Below are 17,495 nucleotides of genomic sequence, written 5' to 3'. Positions count from 1 at the left end.
CGCTGGTCATCACCGAGCAACTGTTCGCCCTGCCACCCCGCGGTCCTACTTCTGAGCGCTTTCCATGTCGTCGTGGTGGTGGCGCAGCCTGATGCTGACCATGCCCGCGGTGAGCAGTACGGTGCCTGCTGCCGTCAGCGGTATGGACACCACCAGCGCCGCCAGCGGCTGGGGCCAGTCGCGGTCGGAGGCGCATTGCAGTGCGTCCCTGTGGGCGTCACCGGAGTCCTCGTAGTAGAGGTCCCTGGGCTCGGCGTTGACCGGGGCGGGACAGTCCAGGCCGTTGTACGTGGAGTCGTACGACGTGAAGAGCTGCCATGCGGCGTAGAGCCACAGCAGCAGCGCGCAGGCCAGCAGGCCGATTCCCCAGCTCTGCAGCCGGGTGGCCCGTGCCCGGAAGTTCTGTTCGACCGCCAGTGGGTGCACGTGCGTCTCCTCGCGTTCGTCCGGGCAGAGAAAAGCCCCGGTCCCTGAGAGGGACCGGGGCTGTCACGAGCGCTGGGCAGGCCTTGCACCTACATTTCCCCACAGGAAGCGGGGTGTCTTTCCTTGGACGACCAACGCGGGGCGCGTGGGCCGGAGTTCTGGCCGTGGGCGCATGATCGACTGTAGCGCATCGGGTGGGCTCGACGCACATCGCGTCCGCGCCCCCTAGCGATGCGATCGGTCACTTCACCCCGTGCGGCCGGAACTGGATGCTGATGCGACCACCGGTGGCCCGGGTCGACTTGGGGATGGCGTGTTCCCAAGTGCGCTGGCAGGAGCCGCCCATCACGATCAGATCGCCGTGCCCGAGCGGCCGCCGGACGACGTCGCCACCGCGGCGCGGACGGAGCACCAGGTCGCGGGGTGCCCCCACGGAGAGGATGGCGACCATCGTGTCCTCGCGGGCGCCCCGTCCGATGCGATCGCCGTGCCAGGCCACACTGTCGCGCCCGTCGCGGTAGTGGCACAGGCCGGCTGTCGTGAAGGCCTCGCCGAGCTCGGCGGCGTAGTGCTCGGAGAGGGCTTGCCGGGCCTCATCGAGCACGGCGTGGGGGAGTGGCTCGCCCGCGCGGTAGAAGGCGAGCAGGCGCGGGACGTCCACCACCCTCTCGTACATCTGGCGGCGCTCGGCCTTCCAGGGGACGTCCGTCGCCAGCCGCTCGAACAGGACGTCGGCGCCGCCGAGCCACCCCGGCAGGAGGTCGATCCACGCGCCGTCACCGAGGACGGTCCGGCGGATTCCGGCCAGGGAGCCCAGACGGACGTCGTCGCCCTGATCGAAGAGCGATCCCTGGAGCTGGTGCGTTGCCATGCGACCAGTGTACCCATTGATTCGAACATTCGAGCTAATTCAGCGGGAGCGCCCTCCCGTGAGCAGGCGGTAGATGACCAGGACGACCACGGAGCCGAGGATGGCGGCGATCCATGTCGACAGGTGGAAGAACCCGTTGATCGAGTGAACGCCGAAGATCACCTTCCCCAACCAGCCGCCGAGCAGCCCTCCCACGATGCCGATCAGCATCGTCACCAGGCAGCCCCCCGGGTCCTTGCCGGGGGTGAGGGCCTTGGCGATGGCCCCTGCGATCAGACCGATCAGGATCCAGGCGATGATGCCCACGAGCATGGTCCTTTCTCTTGTGCACCTTGGTGTACGTGTCGCGGCATGTGCTGTGCCGTCTGATACTGGGACCAATGTCCATCCGCGGACATCGCACTCGGGACCAAGGTCATCAACCATGGGACAAAGGTCATTCCTCTGCCAGCCGACCGGGTGAAGGCAGCCCGGTCGACGCCTGGTCGCCGCCCGGACGCAGCCCGGTCCGCTCAGGAGATGTGAAGAGAGCGTTGCAGGCTCTCCATACCTTCGGGGCCGTGGGCATGTCAGTCAGGGGCAGGCGAGAAGAGAAGCCGCGAGGAGGACGCTGCCGATGCTAGTTGTCGCTCTTTTGCTCCTGCCGGTCATGGGACTACTGATCATCGCCATGGACCGCATCGAGGACACCCTGAACGAGGAAGCCGGGCCGAGAACCGATCGGCGCGTACGTCACCTGCGCCTCGTCCACGGGCAGGGCCACGCGGGACGACGCCACGCGCGGCGCCATCGAGCGCCCACCGCGGAGCGTCGCGGCGACGCGGCCTGAGCCAGGTCCGACGCACCACGAAGGGTGCCGCGCATGCTGCTCAGCAGCGTGCGCGGCACCCTTTTTCGTCGATGGCCCGGCGGGGGCTAGTGCGCCGTCTTCTCGGCGAGCTTCTGGAATTCACCCAGGTCGTAGTTGGCCAGAGTGGAGTCGAGATTGGTGAGGGCGCCGAGGTGTTCGACGAAGCCCTTGGGGTCGTACTCGATCTGGAGCGTCACCCGGCTCGTGGTGTCACTCAGCCGGTGAAAGGTCACCACACCGGCGTGATCCACCCCTTCGACGGTGTGCCAGGCGATCCGCTTCTCGGGCACCACTTCGGTGAGCTCGGCCACGAAGTTCTTCTCCGCGCCGGGGAGCTCCAGCTGCCACGCGAAGCGGCGCTCGTCCATCGGCTCGACCAGCCGTACGTGGCTGAGGAAGGAGGGCCAGCGGGCCACGTCGCTCCACAGCTGCCAGGCGACGGAAACCGGTGCCCGGACATCGACGGACTCGAGCAGGGACGCGGACATACGTACCTCTTTCTGAACGGGAGTGGCCGCGGCTGCGCCACGGCCCTTCATTGCGCGGGCGTCACGCCTTCTGGCCGGACGCGGCGAGCTTCTGCAGGTCGACGGTCTCGCCGGGCGCGGGCGCCTCGGGGCTGACCGCCTTGCCGTAGTCACTGAAGGTGGCGGTGTTGGGTTCCTTGCCGCCCGTGGACGTGGAACGCAGGATGTACGGCTTGCCCTCCGTGGCCACGTACAGCGTCAGGGTCTCGCCGCCGGACTTCTTCTTCGTCAGCTTGATCGTCTCGGTGCCGTCGACGTCCGCCGTCGACCCCTTCTTCATGCCCTTGCGTTCCGACTTGTTCTTGTCCATGGAAGCCATAAGGGCCTTCTTGTCGCACAGGCTCTTCGTCGTCTGGTCGTCGGCCGGCGCCTTCACCCACTTGTCGGCAATCTTCGGCACGATCTTGTCGCCACCGGCCTGGCCCTTGAGGGCGGTCCGCCAGTACTTCTCGTCGCCCCGCAGGTAGAACGTGCCCTTGGTGTTCCGCACGTCCGCCGATGTGCCGTCCGCCTCGATGCTGCCGTCACAGTTCTTGTTGTTGTCCACGGACAGATCGACGGTCATCGTGGAACCCGCCGACTGCTGCACGGTGCCCTTCATGTGCATCGAGTCGGCCTGCTCGGTGGCCTTGACCGCGTCGTCGGCGATCTGGTCGGCGCTCTTGCCCGCGAACGGCTTGTCGTCCGATTTCGAGTCCGAGCCCGAGTCGCCGCCGCATCCCGACAGGGCCACCATCGCCGCCCCGGCCACCACGGCCGCCATCTTTCTGCTGGCCTTCACCACGTCTGCTCCCTTCCGAGGACGCACCCGCGCCCCGTGCGCTGTCCGGCGGCCGTCGGGGCCGCGGAAACACCCGGTTACCCCGTTGCCCGGAGAGATCACCGGAAGGTCGATCTCCACTTTCGGGGGGTCGCGAGCGACGCGCGCCCGGGGCCCGTGGCGCTTATGGTGACCGAGCGGCGTACGGAGACAGCCATGACCCCAGCCAAGAAGTCACACTTCGATCCGGAACAGTTACTGCACCTCACCGGCATGGGCAGTTTCGACTGGGACCTGGACAGCGGTGAGCTCGGACTCGACGCCGGTGCGCTCGCGCTGCTCGACCTGCGGCCCGACGAGTTCGACGGCGCGGTGACTTCCCTGCGGGGGCGTGTACCTCCCGAGGAGATGGTGCGGATCACCTTCGCCGTCACGGAGGCGACCGCCGCGGGGCAGGACCTCTACGGCGTCTACTTCCGCGTCCGCCATCGCGACGGCTCCCTGCACCTCAGCCACGCCCGTGGACGCATTCTGCGCAACGACGCGGGCCGGGCCGTGCGCGTCCTCGGCGTCCTGCGGACGGCCGCGGACGACGGGTCCCAGCTCGCCGCCACCGATCCCAGGGAGGAGCGCCGTCAGGGCGTCGCCCTGATGGTGCAAGGCACCACACAGGCCCTCTCCCGGGCCGTGACGGTCGACGACGTGGTGGCCGTGCTCTCCGGCGCGAGCGGCCTCGACCGGTTCGCCGCCGACGGCCTGGTCCTCGGCCTGGTCGACGGGGAGAACCTGAAGATGATCGCCCTGGTGGGCCACACGATGCAGGCCCTCGACGAGCTCAAGCTGCACAAGGTCGACGAATCGCTGCCGCTGGCCGAGGCCGTCATGACGCGGCAGCCCCGCTTCGTGGGTTCCCTGCCCGACCTCGGGCAGCGCTTCACCCGCCTCAGGCCCTACATCGAGGAGATGAAGCTCGACTCGGCGGCGTTCCTGCCCCTGGTGGCGCAGGACCGGGCCATCGGCGGACTCGCCCTCTTCTACCGTGGCCGCAAGGACTTCACCGACGCGGACCGCAACCTCTGCATCGGTCTCTCCGGCATCGTCGCCCAGTCACTGCAGCGCGCCATGCTGTTCGACGAGGAACGGGACCTCGCCAAGAGCCTGCAGGCCACGATGCTGCCGCGCGGGGTCCCCGACGTCGCGGACTCCCAGGTCGCCGTGCGCTACCACGCCGCCTGGGGCGGTCGCGACGTCGGAGGCGATTTCTACGACGTCATCACCCTGCCCCGCGGGCGTATCGGCTTGGTCGTGGGCGACGTACAGGGACACGACACCCATGCCGCGGCCATCATGGGGCAGCTCCGCATCGCCCTGCGGGCCTTCGCGGGTGAGGGGCACCCGCCCGCGACGGTGCTCTCGCGCGCCTCCCGCTTCCTTGCCGAACTGGACACCGAGCGCTTCGCCACGTGCACCTACGCCCAGTTCGACCCCGCCACCGGCATCCTGCGCGCCGTGCGGGCCGGGCATCTGCCGCCTCTCGTGCGGCATGTCGACGGCCGCGTGGGCGTGCCACGGGTCCGTGGCGGGCTGCCGCTCGGCCTTGCCACCGAGTTCGGCATGGAGGACTATCCCGAGGTGCGGCTCGACCTCGTGCCCGGCGAGACGATGGTCCTGTGCACGGACGGGCTGGTGGAGGACGCCGGTCTCGATCTCGACACCGGGATGCAGAATCTCGCCGAGGTGCTGTCCACCGGCCCCGAGGGCGCGGAGGACCTCGCGGACCATCTCTCCCGCGCCCTGTGGAAGCAGTGGGGCAGCAGCGACGACGTGGCGCTCCTGGTCCTGCGCCGGCTCCCCGACCCCGGGACGCTCCAGGAGCCGCGCATCCACCGGTACGTCCACCAGGCCGACCCGGAAGGGCTCGCCGACGCGCGTGCGGCGCTGCGGGAACACCTCGCGTCGTGGGGCCTTGGAGCGGTCGCCGACGATGTCGAGGTGGCGGCGGGCGAACTCCTCGTCAACGCCCTGGTGCACACCGACGGGGGCGCCATCCTCACCCTGGAGGTGCTCACGGGGCCGCCCCGCCGCGTCCGTCTGTGGGTGAAGGACCGCTCCAGCACCCGGCCCCACAAGAGGTCCCCGGTGGAGACCGCCACCTCCGGGCGCGGCCTGCTCCTGGTGGAGGCGGTCGCCACGCGCTGGGGCATCGAGCCGCGCGGCGAGGGCAAGGCGGTCTGGTGCGAGTTCGCGGTGCCGCCGGCCTGACTGCACGCTGCCGGCCTGAACGCGTGCGACCGGCCCGCCGGCCGCTGCCCCTCACAGGCAGCGGCCGACGGGCCGGTCGGTCAGAGTCCCTCAGGCCTTGCCCTGCATGCTGCTGCGCGCCGGGTTGGCCTGCTCGGCGGCCTTGGGGTCCTTCTCGCTGGCCTTGGCGCGCACCCCCTGCTCGATGCGCTCACCGATCGACTTGTCGATGTTCGACCAGTACTCGAAGGCCCTGACCAGGACGGGTTCGGTCACGCCGTTGAGCAGGTGAGCGACGACGTTGTCCACGAGGCGGTCGCGCTCTTCGTCGTTGAGGACCTCGCGCACCATCGTGCCCGGCTGGCCCCAGTCGTCGTCCTCGGCGTGGTCGACGTAGGCGGCGCGGGTGATGTCACCGTCGGCGTACCAACTGGGCGGGGAGCCGTAGCGGGCGGTGTCGGCCGCCGGGCCGCCCTTGGAGTTCGGCGCGTAGACCGGGTCCTGGCGTTTGTGGATCGCCATGGCCCCGTCCTTGGAGTATGTGTGGACGGGCACGATGGGTGCGTTGACGGGCAGCTGCTGGTAGTTGCCGCCGATGCGGTAGCGGTGCGAGTCGGCGTACGAGAACAGCCGCGCGAGGAGCATGCGGTCGGGGCTGGGGCCGATGCCGGGGACCAGGTTGTTCGGCTGGAAGGCCGCCTGCTCGATCTCGGCGTGATTGTCCGTGGGGTTGCGGTCCAGCGTCATCCTGCCGACCTCGATCAGCGGGTAGTCGCCGTGCGGCCACACCTTGGTCAGGTCGAACGGGTTGAAGCGGTACGTCGCCGCGTCCTCGTACGGCATGATCTGCACGTACAGCGTCCAGCTGGGGTAGTCCCCGTCGCGGATGTGCTCGAAGAGATCACGGGTGTGGTAGTCCGTGTCGGCGGCGGCCATCTGGTCGCCCTCGTGCTGCGTGAAGTTCTCGACGCCCTGGTCGGTCTTGAAGTGGTACTTCACCCAGCAGCGCTTGCCCTCGGCGTTGATCCACATGTACGTGTGCGAGGTGTAGCCGTTCATGTGGCGCCAGGTGCGCGGGATGCCTCGGTCACCCATCAGCCAGGTGACCTGGTGGGCCGACTCGGGGGAGAGGGTCCAGAAGTCCCACTGCATGTCGTGGTCGCGCAGGTTGTTGTCCGCCCTGCGTTTCTGGGACCGGATGAAGTGCTGGAACTTCATCGGGTCCTTCACGAAGAAGACCGGGGTGTTGTTCCCCACCATGTCGTAGTTGCCCTCGGTGGTGTAGAACTTCACCGCGAATCCGCGCGGGTCACGCCAGGTGTCCGGGCTGCCGCGCTCACCGGCGACGGTGGAGAACCGGATCAGCAGGTCCGTACGGGTCCCCGGCTGGAAGAGGGCGGCCTTCGTGTGGGCGCTGACGTCTCCGGTGACCTCGAAGTGGCCGAAGGCGCCGCTGCCCTTGGCGTGCGGCTGCCGCTCAGGAATCCGCTCCCGGTTGAACTGCGCCATCTGTTCGATCAGATAGGAGTCCTGCAGGAGGATCGGTCCACCGGCACCGACGGTGAGCGAGTGCTCATCGCTTTCGACCGGCGCGCCGGCGTCGTTGGTTGTCGCCTTACCTGTGACGTCGCTCATGAGGTACGAGTGCCTTTCGGTGGGTGAGGTTCTCTGCGCCGCGACGGCCTGGGCCTGCAGCTGCGAAGGGCTGTATGTCGAGGGTCGGTCCTGGGCGTGGCGGATTCGGCGGCGTGCTGGCGTCGAGTCCATCTTGCGGCTTTTCTCCCGGTGTGGCCATTTGTTCGCGCCTGTGGATCTTTCAGCCTGTGGATCTTTCACCGGACAGACTCCGAGTGCCCGACTTGGCGCAGCCAATACGTGGCGGACGCCTTCATTTCCCCGATACGTGTCAGTGGCCGCCGGGGCTGGTGAGGTTCTCGCGGATCTTGGCGATGGCGAACCCCCAGCCCTGCTGGATCGTCGGCTTGCCCGGCACGGCGATCTCCTCGGGATTGGTGAGGACGTCCAGGAGGACAGGCCCCGGCGTGGCGAAGGCCTTGCCGACCCCCTCGGCGAGGTCCTCGGGCCGGGTCACCCGAATGCCGGTGATGCCGAGAGCCTCGGCGACCGCGGCGAAGTCCGGGTTGTCGAGTTCGGTGCCGAACTCCGCGAGCCCGGCCTGTTCCTGCTCCAGCTTGACCATCCCGAGCCGCTGGTTGTCGAAGACGACGAGCTTCACCGGCAGCTGTCGGCTGCGGATGGTCATGAGGTCGCCCAGGAGCATCCCGAGACCGCCGTCCCCGCAGAAGGCGACGACCTGCCGCTCGGGATCGAGGAGCTGCGCGCCGATCGCCTGCGGCATCGCGTTGGCCATCGACCCGAGGTTGTAGGAGCCGAGCAGGCGGCGGGAGCCGCGCATCTCGACGAAGCGCGAGAGCCACACGGTGGCCATGCCCGTGTCCGAGGTGAACACGGCGTCGTCGGCCGCCAGCGCGTCCACCGCCGCGGCCAGCGCTTCCGGGCGTACCAGGTGATCCCGGTTGTCGAGGGCCGAGCGCATCTTGCCGACGAGACCGTGGTCGTGACCGGGCGTGGCAAGGCGCTGCTGTCCCTCCTGCCACTTGGTGAACTTCTCCCGCGCCTCGTCCAGGTGCTTGCGCTCGGAGCGCCGTTCGAGACGCCGGAGAAGCCCGCGCACGGTGGGGCCGACGTCGGCGGCCAGGGCCACGTCCACCGGAACGCGCCGGCCGATGTGCTCGGCGACCCGGTCGACCTGCACGACCTTCTTGCCCTGCGGATACCAGTCCCGGTACGGGAAGTCGGTGCCGAGCAACAGCAGGGTGTCGGCGTGGTCCATCGCGTGCGCGGCGGCCGGGTTGCCGATCAGCCCGGTCTGGCCGACCTGGTAGGGGTTGTCGCCCTCGAAGCCCTCCTTGGCCTTGAGCGTGAGCACCATGGGCGCCGCGAGCCGCTCCGCGAGGGCCAGGACGTCCTCGCGGGCCCCGCGCGCGCCGCGGCCGACCAGCATGGTGACCTTGCCGCCGTCGGACAGTGCGGCGGCCGCGTCGTCGAGGACCGGGTCGTCGGGCCGGTTGGCGGACTCCGCGACGGAGAGCCGGACCGGCCGGTCGGCGGGCAGCTCCAGGTCACCGATGTCGCCGGGCACCGTCAGGACGGCCACACCGCGGCGCCCGATCGCGTTGCGCACGGCTATCTCCAGGAGGCCCGGCATCTGCTCGGGCGAGGTGACGGTGGCGCGGAAGACGGCGACGTCACGGAAGAGGAGGTCGTTGTCGACCTCCTGGAAGTAGTCGGTGCCGACCTCCGAGAGGGGCACCTGACCCGCGATGGCGAGCACCGGGGTGCCGCTCTTGGCGGCGTCGTACAGACCGTTGAGCAGGTGTACGGAGCCCGGTCCCACGGTGCCCATGCAGACCCCGAGGGTGTCGGTGAGCTGGGACTGGGCGCCGGCGGCGAAAGCGGCGGCCTCCTCGTGGCGGCAGCCCACCCATTCGACGGACTCGCTGGCGCGGATGGCGTCGGTGAAGGGGTTCAGGGCATCGCCCACCACGCCGAAGACATGGCGCACCCCGAGTTCTTCCAGGGCGTCGATCATCACGCGGGCAACGGTGCGGGACATCAGGTCTTCCTCTCGATACGGCAGTCAGGGGGAGTGGAGGCGGGGTTCGGCGGTCAGGCCGGACGCCGGACGGCGAAGCTGTCCGGATCCGCCGCCCGCCAGTCGGCGGCCCAGCTCGCGGGCGGTGCGGTGAGCAGTTCGCCGGGGGACAGCCACTCGTACAGTTCGGCGTAGGACCGGAAATCGCCGTGGTCCTCGCGGCGGCGCAGGAGGTGCGGGCCAAGGTCCGACGCGTCGCGGACGCCCATCGCGGCCATGATCTGCAGCGCGCTCTGCACGGTGGCCCGCTGGTAGCGCGTGACGCGTGCGGCCTTGTCGATGACGTCGAGGGCGCGGGCCCGGCGCGGGTCCTGGGTGGTGACGCCGGTCGGACAGCGGTTGGTGTGGCAGCGCTGGGCCTGGATGCAGCCGACGGCGAACATCATCGCGCGGGCCGCGTTGGTGTAGTCGGCGCCCAGGAGGAGGCACTTGACGATGTCGGAGCCCGTCGCCACCTTGCCGCTGGCGCCGATGCGGATCTTGTCCCGCAGACCCGCACCCGTCAGGGCGCTGTGCACGGTGAAAAGACCCTCCCGCAACGGCATGCCGAGGTGGTCGGCGAACTCCAGCGGCGCCGCTCCCGTGCCGCCCTCCGCGCCGTCCACGACGATGAAGTCCGGGGTGACGCCTTCCTCGACCATGGCCTTGCACACGGAGAGGAACTGGGTGCGGGACCCGGGGCACAGCTTGAAGCCCACCGGCTTGCCGCGCGTCAGTTCCCGCATCCGGGCGAGGAAGTGGACCAGTTCGCGCGGGGTGGAGAAGACGCGGTGGTAGGGCGGCGAGACCACGGTCCTGCCCTCGGGAACGCCTCGGACCGAGGCGATCTCGGCGTTGACCTTGCTGCCGGGCAGTACGCCGCCGATCCCCGGTTTCGCACCCTGCGAGAGCTTGAGCGACACGCAGCGCACGGAGGGGTGGGCGGCCTTCTCGGCGAACTGCCGCGCGTCGAAGTTCCCGTCGCGGGTGCGGCAGCCGAAGTAGCCGGTGCCTATCTCCCAGACGAGGTCGCCGCCTGGCCGCAGGTGGTGGGAGGAGAGGCCGCCCTCGCCGGTGTCGTGGGCGAAACCGCCGCGCGCCGCACCCGTGTTCAGCGCCACGACGGCGTTGGAGGAGAGCGAGCCGAAGCTCATCGCCGAGACGTTGAGCAGAGCCATGTCGTACGGCTGGGTGCAGTCGGGCCCGCCGATCCGGACGCGGGGCGGCTCGTCGGGCACGGCCACCGGGGCCATGGACGGCACGAGGAACTCATAGCCGCGGGCGTCCATGTCGCGCTCGCTGCCGAAGGGTTCCTCGGCGGCGACGCCCTTGGCCCGCTCGTAGACGATGCTGCGGGTGTCGCGGTCGTAGGGCCTGCCGTCGTAGTTGCGTTCCACGAAGTACTGCTGCAGCTCCGGGCGCAGTGTTTCCATGAGGAACCGCAGATGGCCGAGCACGGGGTAGTTGCGCAGCACGGAGTGCCGCCTCTGCACCAGGTCGTACACACCGGTCAGTGCCACGCCCAGGAGAGGCGCCGCGGCCATCCACCACCACGGGGACTCCAGGAGGGCGAGCAGCACACCGCCCACGGCGCAGACCATCAGCAGGCCCACTGTCACGAAACGCGTCATGCACGTCGTGTGACCTGATTTCAGCTGGTCACACGTTCCTCGTGATCGAGGAACTCCGCCGTGGCCGCCACGAACCGCCCGGCGTCGTCGAGCCAGGGGTAGTGCCCGGCCGCCGGCTGCACCACGAGACGCGCGTCGCGGAACAGGGCCGCGAACTCGGCCACCGCACGCGGCGGGCTGTTCATGTCGAGCTCTCCGGTGAGCAGCAACACCGGCATCTCACATCCCGCGAGCGCCGCATGCGTGGCCTCCACCTCGAAGGCGCCCTCTGCCGCGAACCCGGCGACGGCTTCCTTGTTGTCCGGCTGACTCGAGGCGCAGTGGTGCTGGGCGGCGGCGTCCCATCTGCCGTAGAAGAAGGGGCTGATGGCCTCCCAGTCGGTGCCGGTGCCCTCGGTGATCGCTTCCAGTGCGGCGAACGCCGGGGTGAACCACGGCTCGTCCTTCCGCGACAGCGCGAGTTCACGTCGCATCGCGCCGGGGACGGCGATGCCGACGGCTCGGGTGCCGGGGCCGATCAGGGCGAGCCTGCGGACGTTCTGAAGGTGGCGGGCCACGTACTGCGTGGCGACGTTCGCGCCGCCGGAGTGGCCGAGCAGGTCCATCCTGCGGAGCCCGAGGTGGCGGCGGAGAGCCTCGACGTCATCGACGAGGCGGTCACACCGGTACGAGGAGGGGTCATCGGGGATCGCGGACCGGCCGGTGCCGCGACTGTCCATGACGATGAGGCGCCGGTGCGCGGACAGACCGCCGAGATCGCCGAGATAGCGGGAGTCCGCGGGGCCGCCGGGGAGGCACACGAGGGGGACGTCTTCGCGCACGCCGTCATGGACGCCTTTACGGACGTCTCCGTGGACGCGGTAGGCGAGCTGGGTTCCGTCAAATGCGGAGTAGGTGGGCATGGGCGGATCCTGACACGCATAACCAGGTTATACAACCCGGTTATGCCGACGAGGGTGCTGAGCTGTATAACCGAGGCATGGCAGGTGGAGAGAACACGCATGAGGGCACACGCGACGGGTTTCGCGACGGCTTTCGCGAGGGCTCCGGGTCGCTGACCGAGGGGCAGGCCGAGCGCATGCTCGCCGGCATGAACGAGGTCATTCGCGCGGGCGAGGAGATGCGCAAGCTCCGCACCGAGATGATCAAGCTGTTCGCCGATCTCGGCTGGACGCAGGACAAGATCGCGGAGCTGGCGGACATGAGTCAGCCCGCCGTGTCCAAGCAGGTGGCGAAACACAAGACGGGCGACCGGCGGCCGCCGATGGAACTCCACCTCGACCAGCGGGACCCGCCGTGGCTCGAAGGGCGCCTGTGGGGCCTTGCCGAGGTGGTCTCGGAGACCCTGGACGAGGACGCCCGCTGCACACGTCTGGTGAACGCCCTCGGCCGCGGCAGAAAACGCTTCACGCCCCAGAGCGTCGACGAGCTGCGGCGGCTCCTCGAAGAGGACTTGAGGCGGCATCAGGCCCAACTGCCGGGCGCCCACCGGGACACGTACGACGAGATCGCTCGCCGGCTCGACATCCCCGACTACGTCACCGCGGGCGGCACCGCCCCGGGATCGGCCTCCGTGCGCCGGGCTCTCGCCCACGTGATCCAACGCGACCAGCTCGACAATTGACCCCTGCTTTCGGCTCTGAATTGCACTCTCCCGAAGGTCTTTCGGGTTCATAGAGTGGTGATCACAACGACGCGGAAAAGCGCCGCAGAACCGAGGGGAACACCACCATGAACACCGCCATGAGCACCACCAAGAACAGCAAGAACGCCGACTTCGCCGCCGTCCTCACCCGCGCCGCGGAGGCCGAGACCAGTGCCGACCCGAGCAGCGTCATGACTCTGCTGGCCGACACGGACGGGCCGGGCGGCGGCTTCACCACCTACCGCTCCACCTTCACCGAAGGAGCTGTCGGCGCCCCCGCGCACTTCCACACCAAGGCCACGGAGCTCTTCTTCGTGATCAGCGGCTCGCTCCAGGTCCTGGTGGGCGAGGAGATCACCGTTTTGCAGGCAGGTGACTTCCTCGCCGTTCCCCCGCACACCGCGCACGCCTTCGCCGCCGCCCCGGGCTGCGAGGCAGACGTCCTCTTCGTCTTCACCCCCGGCATGGCCCGCTTCGACTACCTGCGCCTGCTCGGCAGCGTGATGCGCGGCGAGAGCGACCCGAAGAAGATCGCGGAGTCCTCGGAGCGCTACGACAACCACTACGTGGACAGCCCCGTCTGGCGCGAGGCGCTCGCCGCCGCCCAGGCATGATGCGTAGCGTGCATGAGGACGAAGAACCCCGCGGGTACGGGCGATACACGCTGACGGAGACGGAGCACGACCGCGCCTGGGGCGTGTGCGCCGCCGTGGACGGTCTTTTCGGGGAGCCCCCGCGTGGGACGTACGAACTGTTCGGCTGGACCGCCGAGGGTGCCGACCCGCGGGGCTGGCTCGGCGCCAGGGTGTGGCTGGTGCCCGAGGACCGGACACTCGACCCCTGGCTGCTGGAGGACGCGCGGAGCCTGAGGCAACCGCACGGTACGGAAAGCCTCGTGGTGACGGGCCTGGACGACTACGAGGGCCCACCCGAGGGATATCGGGGCCCCGTCCGCGTGCACGACGGGTCCCGGTGGCTGGGTTCCTGCCGCGAGTTCGCCCTGGTTCTGCCACCCGAGCAAGAGGCGCCCCCACTCGTCCTGCGGGGACTCGCGCAGAGCGAGCAGCTGCGGGCGGCACTGGCGAAGGGCACACGGCGGGCGCTCGACCTGGAAGAAGCCGCCCTGGAAATACGTGACGACCAAGGCGAATTGCTCACCGAGCGACTGCTGTGGACCGAGGTCAGAGCCTGGCGTCCCTCCTCCCACGGACCGGACCTGATCGACCTGGAACTCGACGCGGAGCGCTTCACGCCCGAGCCCGATTACGTTCGCCGCATCTGGGAGCAGTGGTATGCCGGGCCTCCGCGGGCTCCGGGCGCCTGGACCGCCCTTGACACCCGGCACCGAGGTGCCTGGCTCGATCTCGTCCGGGAGCGGGGCTGCCGACGCACCCACCACGCCAGGCCGTCCGGTCACGCCTACACACTGGACGGCGGACACATCACCGACGAACCGGGCCTCTACCTGGCGCTCGGCGAGGCGGTGAACGGCCCTGGCGGCTACTTCGGCGGCTGCCTCGCGGCCCTAGACGACTGCCTACGCGGCGCCTTCGGCTACACGGCCCCCGCGACACTGCTCTGGCGGAACGCCGAGACAGCCCGCACACACCTGTCACGTTCCTTGACACCGTCCGGCCGCCGCTACGACCTGTTCGCCGAGGTGCTCGACGTCTTGGCGGAAGGTGGGGTGGGGGTCACGTTGGCGTGAGCGGAGGCCTCGACCGACGCGCGGACCCGCACCCACGCCCACACCTCAGGGCGGCCCCAAGGCGTCCCGCAGGTGGCTCAGGATTGGCGCCAACCTCTCGGGATCGACTGGCACGGCCCGCTGAAGATCCGCCAGGTCGTGCAGCGCCTCCACAATCTGGTGAGGCGAGGGGGCGTGCGACAAGAAGTCCCGAAGCTGCTGCTCGGCGCGGCCCCAGTCGGGCAGCGCGCACCACAGCACCAGGAGATTGTTGCGCGCCAGGTCGGCGAAGTCGGGCCCACTGCGTACTTCGGCCTGGTAAATGTCCGTCGCGCGTTGCCACATGGCTGCTTCGCCGGGCGCTCCAGAGAGCCGCATGGCCAGAGCGCTCTGGTAGGGGAACCAGCCGCAGTCGGGGAGGAGTTCCATGGCACGGTCGAAGTCCGCGAGAGCTTCCTCGTGTCGGCCCAGGGCACGGTAGGCCTCGCCTCGCCAGCAGAGCGGCCAGGGAGCCTGTGGCTCCAGGCCGAGGGCGTGGTCGAGGTCCGCGAGGGCGGATTCGAGGTGGCCGAGGGTGAGATGGACGTCGCCGCGGGCGCCGTAGGCCCACGCCGCCTGCGGGTCGATGGTGACCGCGTCGGTGAGGTCCGTCAGCGCCTTGTCGTGGTGACCCATGCGGTGGTGGAGCAAGCCGCGGAACTCCAGGGCCCAGGTGTTGTGGCGATCGAGGCCCAGGGCGTGGTCAAGATCCGCTACGGCTTCTTCGTAACGGCGCATGCGGAAGTAAATGCTGCCGCGGCTGATCCAGTGGGCCGGGGAGCGCGGAGCGAGCCGGACGGCATGGCTGTGGTCCGCCAGCGCAGCCTCGTACTGACGCATGTCCCGGTGTGTGTATCCCCGGCCCACATAGGCCCGAGGTAGATCCGGGTCCAGGGTCAGTGCTGCCGTGTAGTCGGCGAGCGCCTGGCTGTGTAAGCCGCCACGCCGGTACACCCAACCACGCAGCACGTGGGCGAGGGTCCGTCCCTCCGTGTCGAGACCAGATGTGGTCAGAAGGAAGGTCAGTGCCTCTGCGTCACCGGACTCCTGTCCGGCGAAGGCCAGCAGGCGCTGCCCGGTGCGGACGAGGTCGCCGGTGTCGCCGGAGCCGTCGCTGTCCGTCCCGGCCTGGACGAGCAACTGGCCCCAGCGGCGCAGGGATTCGGTGCTGTGGCCGCACGCCAGCACGGCGTCCCGCAGCGCTTCGGACAGGGCGCCGCGTCCCTGCGCGCAGAGCAAATGGTACGTCTCGTCGAGCCGGTGATCCCGCCAGGTGGAGTCGTCCCAATAGCCGTTGGGCGACAGTCTCTGCTCCTGCTCGCGGCGCCATGTGCGGAAGACCGAGGCGAGGTGGGCGTGGCTGCGGCGCCATTGCGCGGGGGAGCGGGATCGCTGAAATCGCAGCATGGGAGTGCGGATCACGTCGTGGTAGCGGTGGCGTCCCGCCTGGCCGGTGAGAAAGGGGAGCCCGCGCAGCCACCCGAAACCGTCGGCATCGGAGGTGGGCGCGAGCGCCCGGTAGATGTCCTCGTCGACGCGTAGGGGAAGGGCGCAGGCGAGGATCGTGTCCCGGCGGGCCGGGTCCGTCTCCCACTTGAGGAAGCGCTCGACGGCCGTGTCGGACGGGTCGCCGACCGCGTCCACCTGCTGAGGACGGCTCCTGGCGAGAGCGTCGAGAAGCACCGGGAGCCGGCCGGACAGGCGCAGGACGACGTCCACCACGCGGGCGTCGGTGACACCGCGGGCGGCGAGCAGCGCACGCGCCTCGTCCTCGGAGAACGGCTCGAGCGCGACCTCGGTGACCAGGTCAAGGCTGTCGCCCCAGCACGCGGAGTTCAGGGGCCCCTGACCCGCAAGGGCCGCCTGCACATTGACCGGCACCGCCCCGTACACCTCGCTGACCAGCATGTCCCGCAGCCAGACGTCCAGCAGGGGCGCCGTACGTTCATAGGTGTCGAAGAACAGCACCACCCACGGCCGCCGTTTTGCGACGTCCCCCAGATCGGCGAGGAACTGTGGTGTCAGCGTCTTGAGCGGTGACAGCACCAGTTGTACGTCCTCATGGCTGCGCAGTCGTGAACTGAGCGCCGTACGCGCCCGGTCGAGGCCGGAGGCGACGTGTTCCGGGCGGACCGCACTGCTCAACGCGCCGATCCCCGGCACGAGGCTGAGCCCGGCCACGCCGATCTGCGCCGCGACCGTGCTGGAGGGGGAAGGGGCTGCCTGGGTCGAGGGCGCCGGACCGCGGCCTCCTTCGCACATCAGTTGTTCCGTGAACGCGGCGTCGGCCTCGTGGCACTTCTGCCGGTAGGCGGACAGGTACTTGTCGAACTGCTTCAACGAGCATCCCTGACGCCCCAGTTGCTCGCTGATCGCCGCCATCGCCTCGACCGCGCTGTGAACGTCGTCCCCGACAACGGCGGTCACGGCGCCCTCTTCGCGTGCCGTCGTCTCCCACCGTCTGATGAGCGTCGACTTGCCCACTCCGGCGAGACCGTGCACGTGGAACAGGAACTGATAGGTGTCGGCGCCGGTTCCTTGCGCCAGGTTTTCCCGGAACACCGCCAGCTCGCGCCGCCGCCCGACGAAGCCACCGCCGCGCCGTCGCCGGATCAGTTCCTGCCTCGACACCGGCCCCTCTGCCATCGCGGTCTCCTCCCCACCTGCCCTACAGCATGTCGGATCGTGTGCCGTCGCGGGCATCAATGAACCGGCTGCTGACCGCCGAGTGCGTGGTCGCGCCCGGTGGGTTGCGGGTCAGGGACACCGACAGTGGAGTCACGGTGCAGCCCGGTTGCAGCTGCGGGTTGGAGAACTGGCGTGACTGGCAGGTTCTGCAGGACTACCTCGCCGGCTTCCTGAAGTCCGTTGCGGAGTGGGCTTCTTGTGGCTTCGCGCCTGTCGTGGGTGTCTTGGTCGCGAGCCTCGACGAGGGCTTCGCCGTATCAGCTCCGCTGGATGAATCGCCGTAGGCTTCGAAAACAGGTGCGAGTACCGCAGGTAACGCCGAGGTTCCTCTCGCTTCCCGAATGGAAGTCCCTCGAACTTCTTGTTTCCCGCGAGTCGGCTGTGCCAAGGTGAGCTTCCTCGCGCGCTGAGGCAATGATCAGGATCGCCTTTCTCGATCGGGTTTCTCGTTCGGGATTCGTGCCGCAGACCCAAA

16 protein-coding genes are annotated in these 17,495 nt (G+C 69.3%); 6 read left to right on the top strand and 10 right to left on the bottom strand.

Translation table 11 applies throughout. From position 1 onward, the window contains the following. Positions 1-45 precede the first annotated feature (45 nt). The 3 genes from AB0M70_RS34930 to AB0M70_RS34920 all read right to left on the bottom strand — a co-directional run bounded on the left by AB0M70_RS34930 (position 46) and on the right by AB0M70_RS34920 (position 1,603). Positions 46-426, bottom strand: coding sequence for a hypothetical protein (locus tag AB0M70_RS34930; protein WP_365826572.1), 381 nt, complete (start codon positions 424-426; stop codon positions 46-48). 241 nt (positions 427-667) lie between these two features. Further along, positions 668-1,297, bottom strand: a complete 630-nt coding sequence (locus AB0M70_RS34925) for an alpha-ketoglutarate-dependent dioxygenase AlkB (RefSeq protein ID WP_365826570.1) — start codon at positions 1,295-1,297, stop codon at positions 668-670. A gap of 39 nt (positions 1,298-1,336) precedes the next feature. Further along, positions 1,337-1,603, bottom strand: a complete 267-nt coding sequence (locus AB0M70_RS34920) for a GlsB/YeaQ/YmgE family stress response membrane protein (RefSeq protein ID WP_363207835.1) — start codon at positions 1,601-1,603, stop codon at positions 1,337-1,339. A gap of 343 nt (positions 1,604-1,946) precedes the next feature. Here AB0M70_RS34920 and AB0M70_RS34915 point away from each other — a divergent pair, with 343 nt between their 5' ends. After that, a complete protein-coding gene (locus AB0M70_RS34915; protein ID WP_365826568.1) occupies positions 1,947-2,126 on the top strand; it encodes a hypothetical protein in 180 nt (59 codons plus the stop codon). 86 nt (positions 2,127-2,212) lie between these two features. Here AB0M70_RS34915 and AB0M70_RS34910 read toward each other — a convergent pair whose 3' ends face one another. Both AB0M70_RS34910 and AB0M70_RS34905 read right to left on the bottom strand, forming a co-directional pair. Next, on the bottom strand, positions 2,213-2,635 hold the full coding sequence (locus tag AB0M70_RS34910; protein ID WP_365826566.1) for an SRPBCC family protein: 423 nt from the start codon (positions 2,633-2,635) through the stop codon (positions 2,213-2,215). A gap of 61 nt (positions 2,636-2,696) precedes the next feature. Continuing rightward, complete coding sequence (locus AB0M70_RS34905; protein ID WP_365826564.1) at positions 2,697-3,455, bottom strand: hypothetical protein; 759 nt, start codon at positions 3,453-3,455, stop codon at positions 2,697-2,699. Positions 3,456-3,650: 195 nt separating this feature from the next. Between AB0M70_RS34905 and AB0M70_RS34900 the strand changes: the two genes are divergently transcribed. Further along, the gene (locus AB0M70_RS34900; protein WP_365826562.1) at positions 3,651-5,696 is read left to right on the top strand and encodes a SpoIIE family protein phosphatase; all 2,046 of its coding nucleotides are present in this window, start codon (positions 3,651-3,653) and stop codon (positions 5,694-5,696) included. Between the two features lie 90 nt (positions 5,697-5,786). On the opposite strand, the gene AB0M70_RS34895 is transcribed toward AB0M70_RS34900, so the two are convergent. The 4 genes from AB0M70_RS34895 to AB0M70_RS34880 form a co-directional block, all read right to left on the bottom strand. Then, positions 5,787-7,310, bottom strand: coding sequence for a catalase (locus AB0M70_RS34895; protein ID WP_365826560.1), 1,524 nt, complete (start codon positions 7,308-7,310; stop codon positions 5,787-5,789). Positions 7,311-7,581: 271 nt separating this feature from the next. Continuing rightward, the gene (locus AB0M70_RS34890; RefSeq protein ID WP_365826558.1) at positions 7,582-9,312 is read right to left on the bottom strand and encodes a thiamine pyrophosphate-dependent enzyme; all 1,731 of its coding nucleotides are present in this window, start codon (positions 9,310-9,312) and stop codon (positions 7,582-7,584) included. 53 nt (positions 9,313-9,365) lie between these two features. Further along, entirely contained in the window at positions 9,366-10,961 is a 1,596-nt protein-coding gene (locus AB0M70_RS34885; protein WP_365826556.1) for an FMN-binding glutamate synthase family protein, read from the bottom strand. 20 nt (positions 10,962-10,981) lie between these two features. After that, positions 10,982-11,863 carry an alpha/beta hydrolase gene (locus tag AB0M70_RS34880; protein WP_365826554.1) on the bottom strand — a complete coding sequence of 294 codons (882 nt, stop codon included), beginning with the start codon at positions 11,861-11,863 and terminating at the stop codon, positions 10,982-10,984. Between the two features lie 77 nt (positions 11,864-11,940). Here AB0M70_RS34880 and AB0M70_RS34875 point away from each other — a divergent pair, with 77 nt between their 5' ends. The 3 genes from AB0M70_RS34875 to AB0M70_RS34865 all read left to right on the top strand — a co-directional run bounded on the left by AB0M70_RS34875 (position 11,941) and on the right by AB0M70_RS34865 (position 14,314). Further along, on the top strand, positions 11,941-12,585 hold the full coding sequence (locus AB0M70_RS34875; protein ID WP_365826552.1) for a sigma-70 family RNA polymerase sigma factor: 645 nt from the start codon (positions 11,941-11,943) through the stop codon (positions 12,583-12,585). Between the two features lie 119 nt (positions 12,586-12,704). After that, a complete protein-coding gene (locus tag AB0M70_RS34870; RefSeq protein WP_365826550.1) occupies positions 12,705-13,220 on the top strand; it encodes a cupin domain-containing protein in 516 nt (171 codons plus the stop codon). Continuing rightward, positions 13,217-14,314, top strand: a complete 1,098-nt coding sequence (locus AB0M70_RS34865; RefSeq protein WP_365826548.1) for a barstar family protein — start codon at positions 13,217-13,219, stop codon at positions 14,312-14,314. Before AB0M70_RS34870 ends, AB0M70_RS34865 begins: the two co-directional genes overlap by 4 nt. Before the next feature lie 45 nt (positions 14,315-14,359). Here AB0M70_RS34865 and AB0M70_RS34860 read toward each other — a convergent pair whose 3' ends face one another. Then, positions 14,360-16,978: a tetratricopeptide repeat protein gene (locus AB0M70_RS34860; RefSeq protein WP_365826546.1), complete on the bottom strand. Its 2,619-nt coding sequence runs from the start codon at positions 16,976-16,978 to the stop codon at positions 14,360-14,362. Positions 16,979-17,037: 59 nt separating this feature from the next. On the opposite strand from AB0M70_RS34860, the gene AB0M70_RS34855 reads away from it, so the two are divergent. After that, the gene (locus AB0M70_RS34855; RefSeq protein WP_365826544.1) at positions 17,038-17,304 is read left to right on the top strand and encodes a hypothetical protein; all 267 of its coding nucleotides are present in this window, start codon (positions 17,038-17,040) and stop codon (positions 17,302-17,304) included. Positions 17,305-17,495 lie beyond the last annotated feature (191 nt).

Source organism: Streptomyces sp. NPDC051214 (assembly GCF_040682375.1).
Lineage (GTDB): Bacteria > Actinomycetota > Actinomycetes > Streptomycetales > Streptomycetaceae > Streptomyces.
Note: the sequence above shows the minus strand (reverse complement) of the source record. Positions and strands in the feature narration are given on the sequence as shown.

Bases quoted from the DNA above. Each gene is read 5' to 3' on its own strand.
- AB0M70_RS34880 (WP_365826554.1), bottom strand. From the start codon at position 11,863: ATGCCCACCTACTCCGCATTTGACGGAACCCAGCTCGCCTACCGCGTC.
- AB0M70_RS34875 (WP_365826552.1), top strand. From the start codon at position 11,941: ATGGCAGGTGGAGAGAACACGCATGAGGGCACACGCGACGGGTTTCGC.
- AB0M70_RS34855 (WP_365826544.1), top strand. From the start codon at position 17,038: ATGAACCGGCTGCTGACCGCCGAGTGCGTGGTCGCGCCCGGTGGGTTG.
- AB0M70_RS34895 (WP_365826560.1), bottom strand. From the start codon at position 7,310: ATGAGCGACGTCACAGGTAAGGCGACAACCAACGACGCCGGCGCGCCG.
- AB0M70_RS34885 (WP_365826556.1), bottom strand. From the start codon at position 10,961: ATGACGCGTTTCGTGACAGTGGGCCTGCTGATGGTCTGCGCCGTGGGC.
- AB0M70_RS34915 (WP_365826568.1), top strand. From the start codon at position 1,947: ATGGGACTACTGATCATCGCCATGGACCGCATCGAGGACACCCTGAAC.
- AB0M70_RS34890 (WP_365826558.1), bottom strand. From the start codon at position 9,312: ATGTCCCGCACCGTTGCCCGCGTGATGATCGACGCCCTGGAAGAACTC.
- AB0M70_RS34860 (WP_365826546.1), bottom strand. From the start codon at position 16,978: ATGGCAGAGGGGCCGGTGTCGAGGCAGGAACTGATCCGGCGACGGCGC.
- AB0M70_RS34865 (WP_365826548.1), top strand. From the start codon at position 13,217: ATGATGCGTAGCGTGCATGAGGACGAAGAACCCCGCGGGTACGGGCGA.
- AB0M70_RS34870 (WP_365826550.1), top strand. From the start codon at position 12,705: ATGAGCACCACCAAGAACAGCAAGAACGCCGACTTCGCCGCCGTCCTC.
- AB0M70_RS34925 (WP_365826570.1), bottom strand. From the start codon at position 1,297: ATGGCAACGCACCAGCTCCAGGGATCGCTCTTCGATCAGGGCGACGAC.
- AB0M70_RS34900 (WP_365826562.1), top strand. From the start codon at position 3,651: ATGACCCCAGCCAAGAAGTCACACTTCGATCCGGAACAGTTACTGCAC.
- AB0M70_RS34910 (WP_365826566.1), bottom strand. From the start codon at position 2,635: ATGTCCGCGTCCCTGCTCGAGTCCGTCGATGTCCGGGCACCGGTTTCC.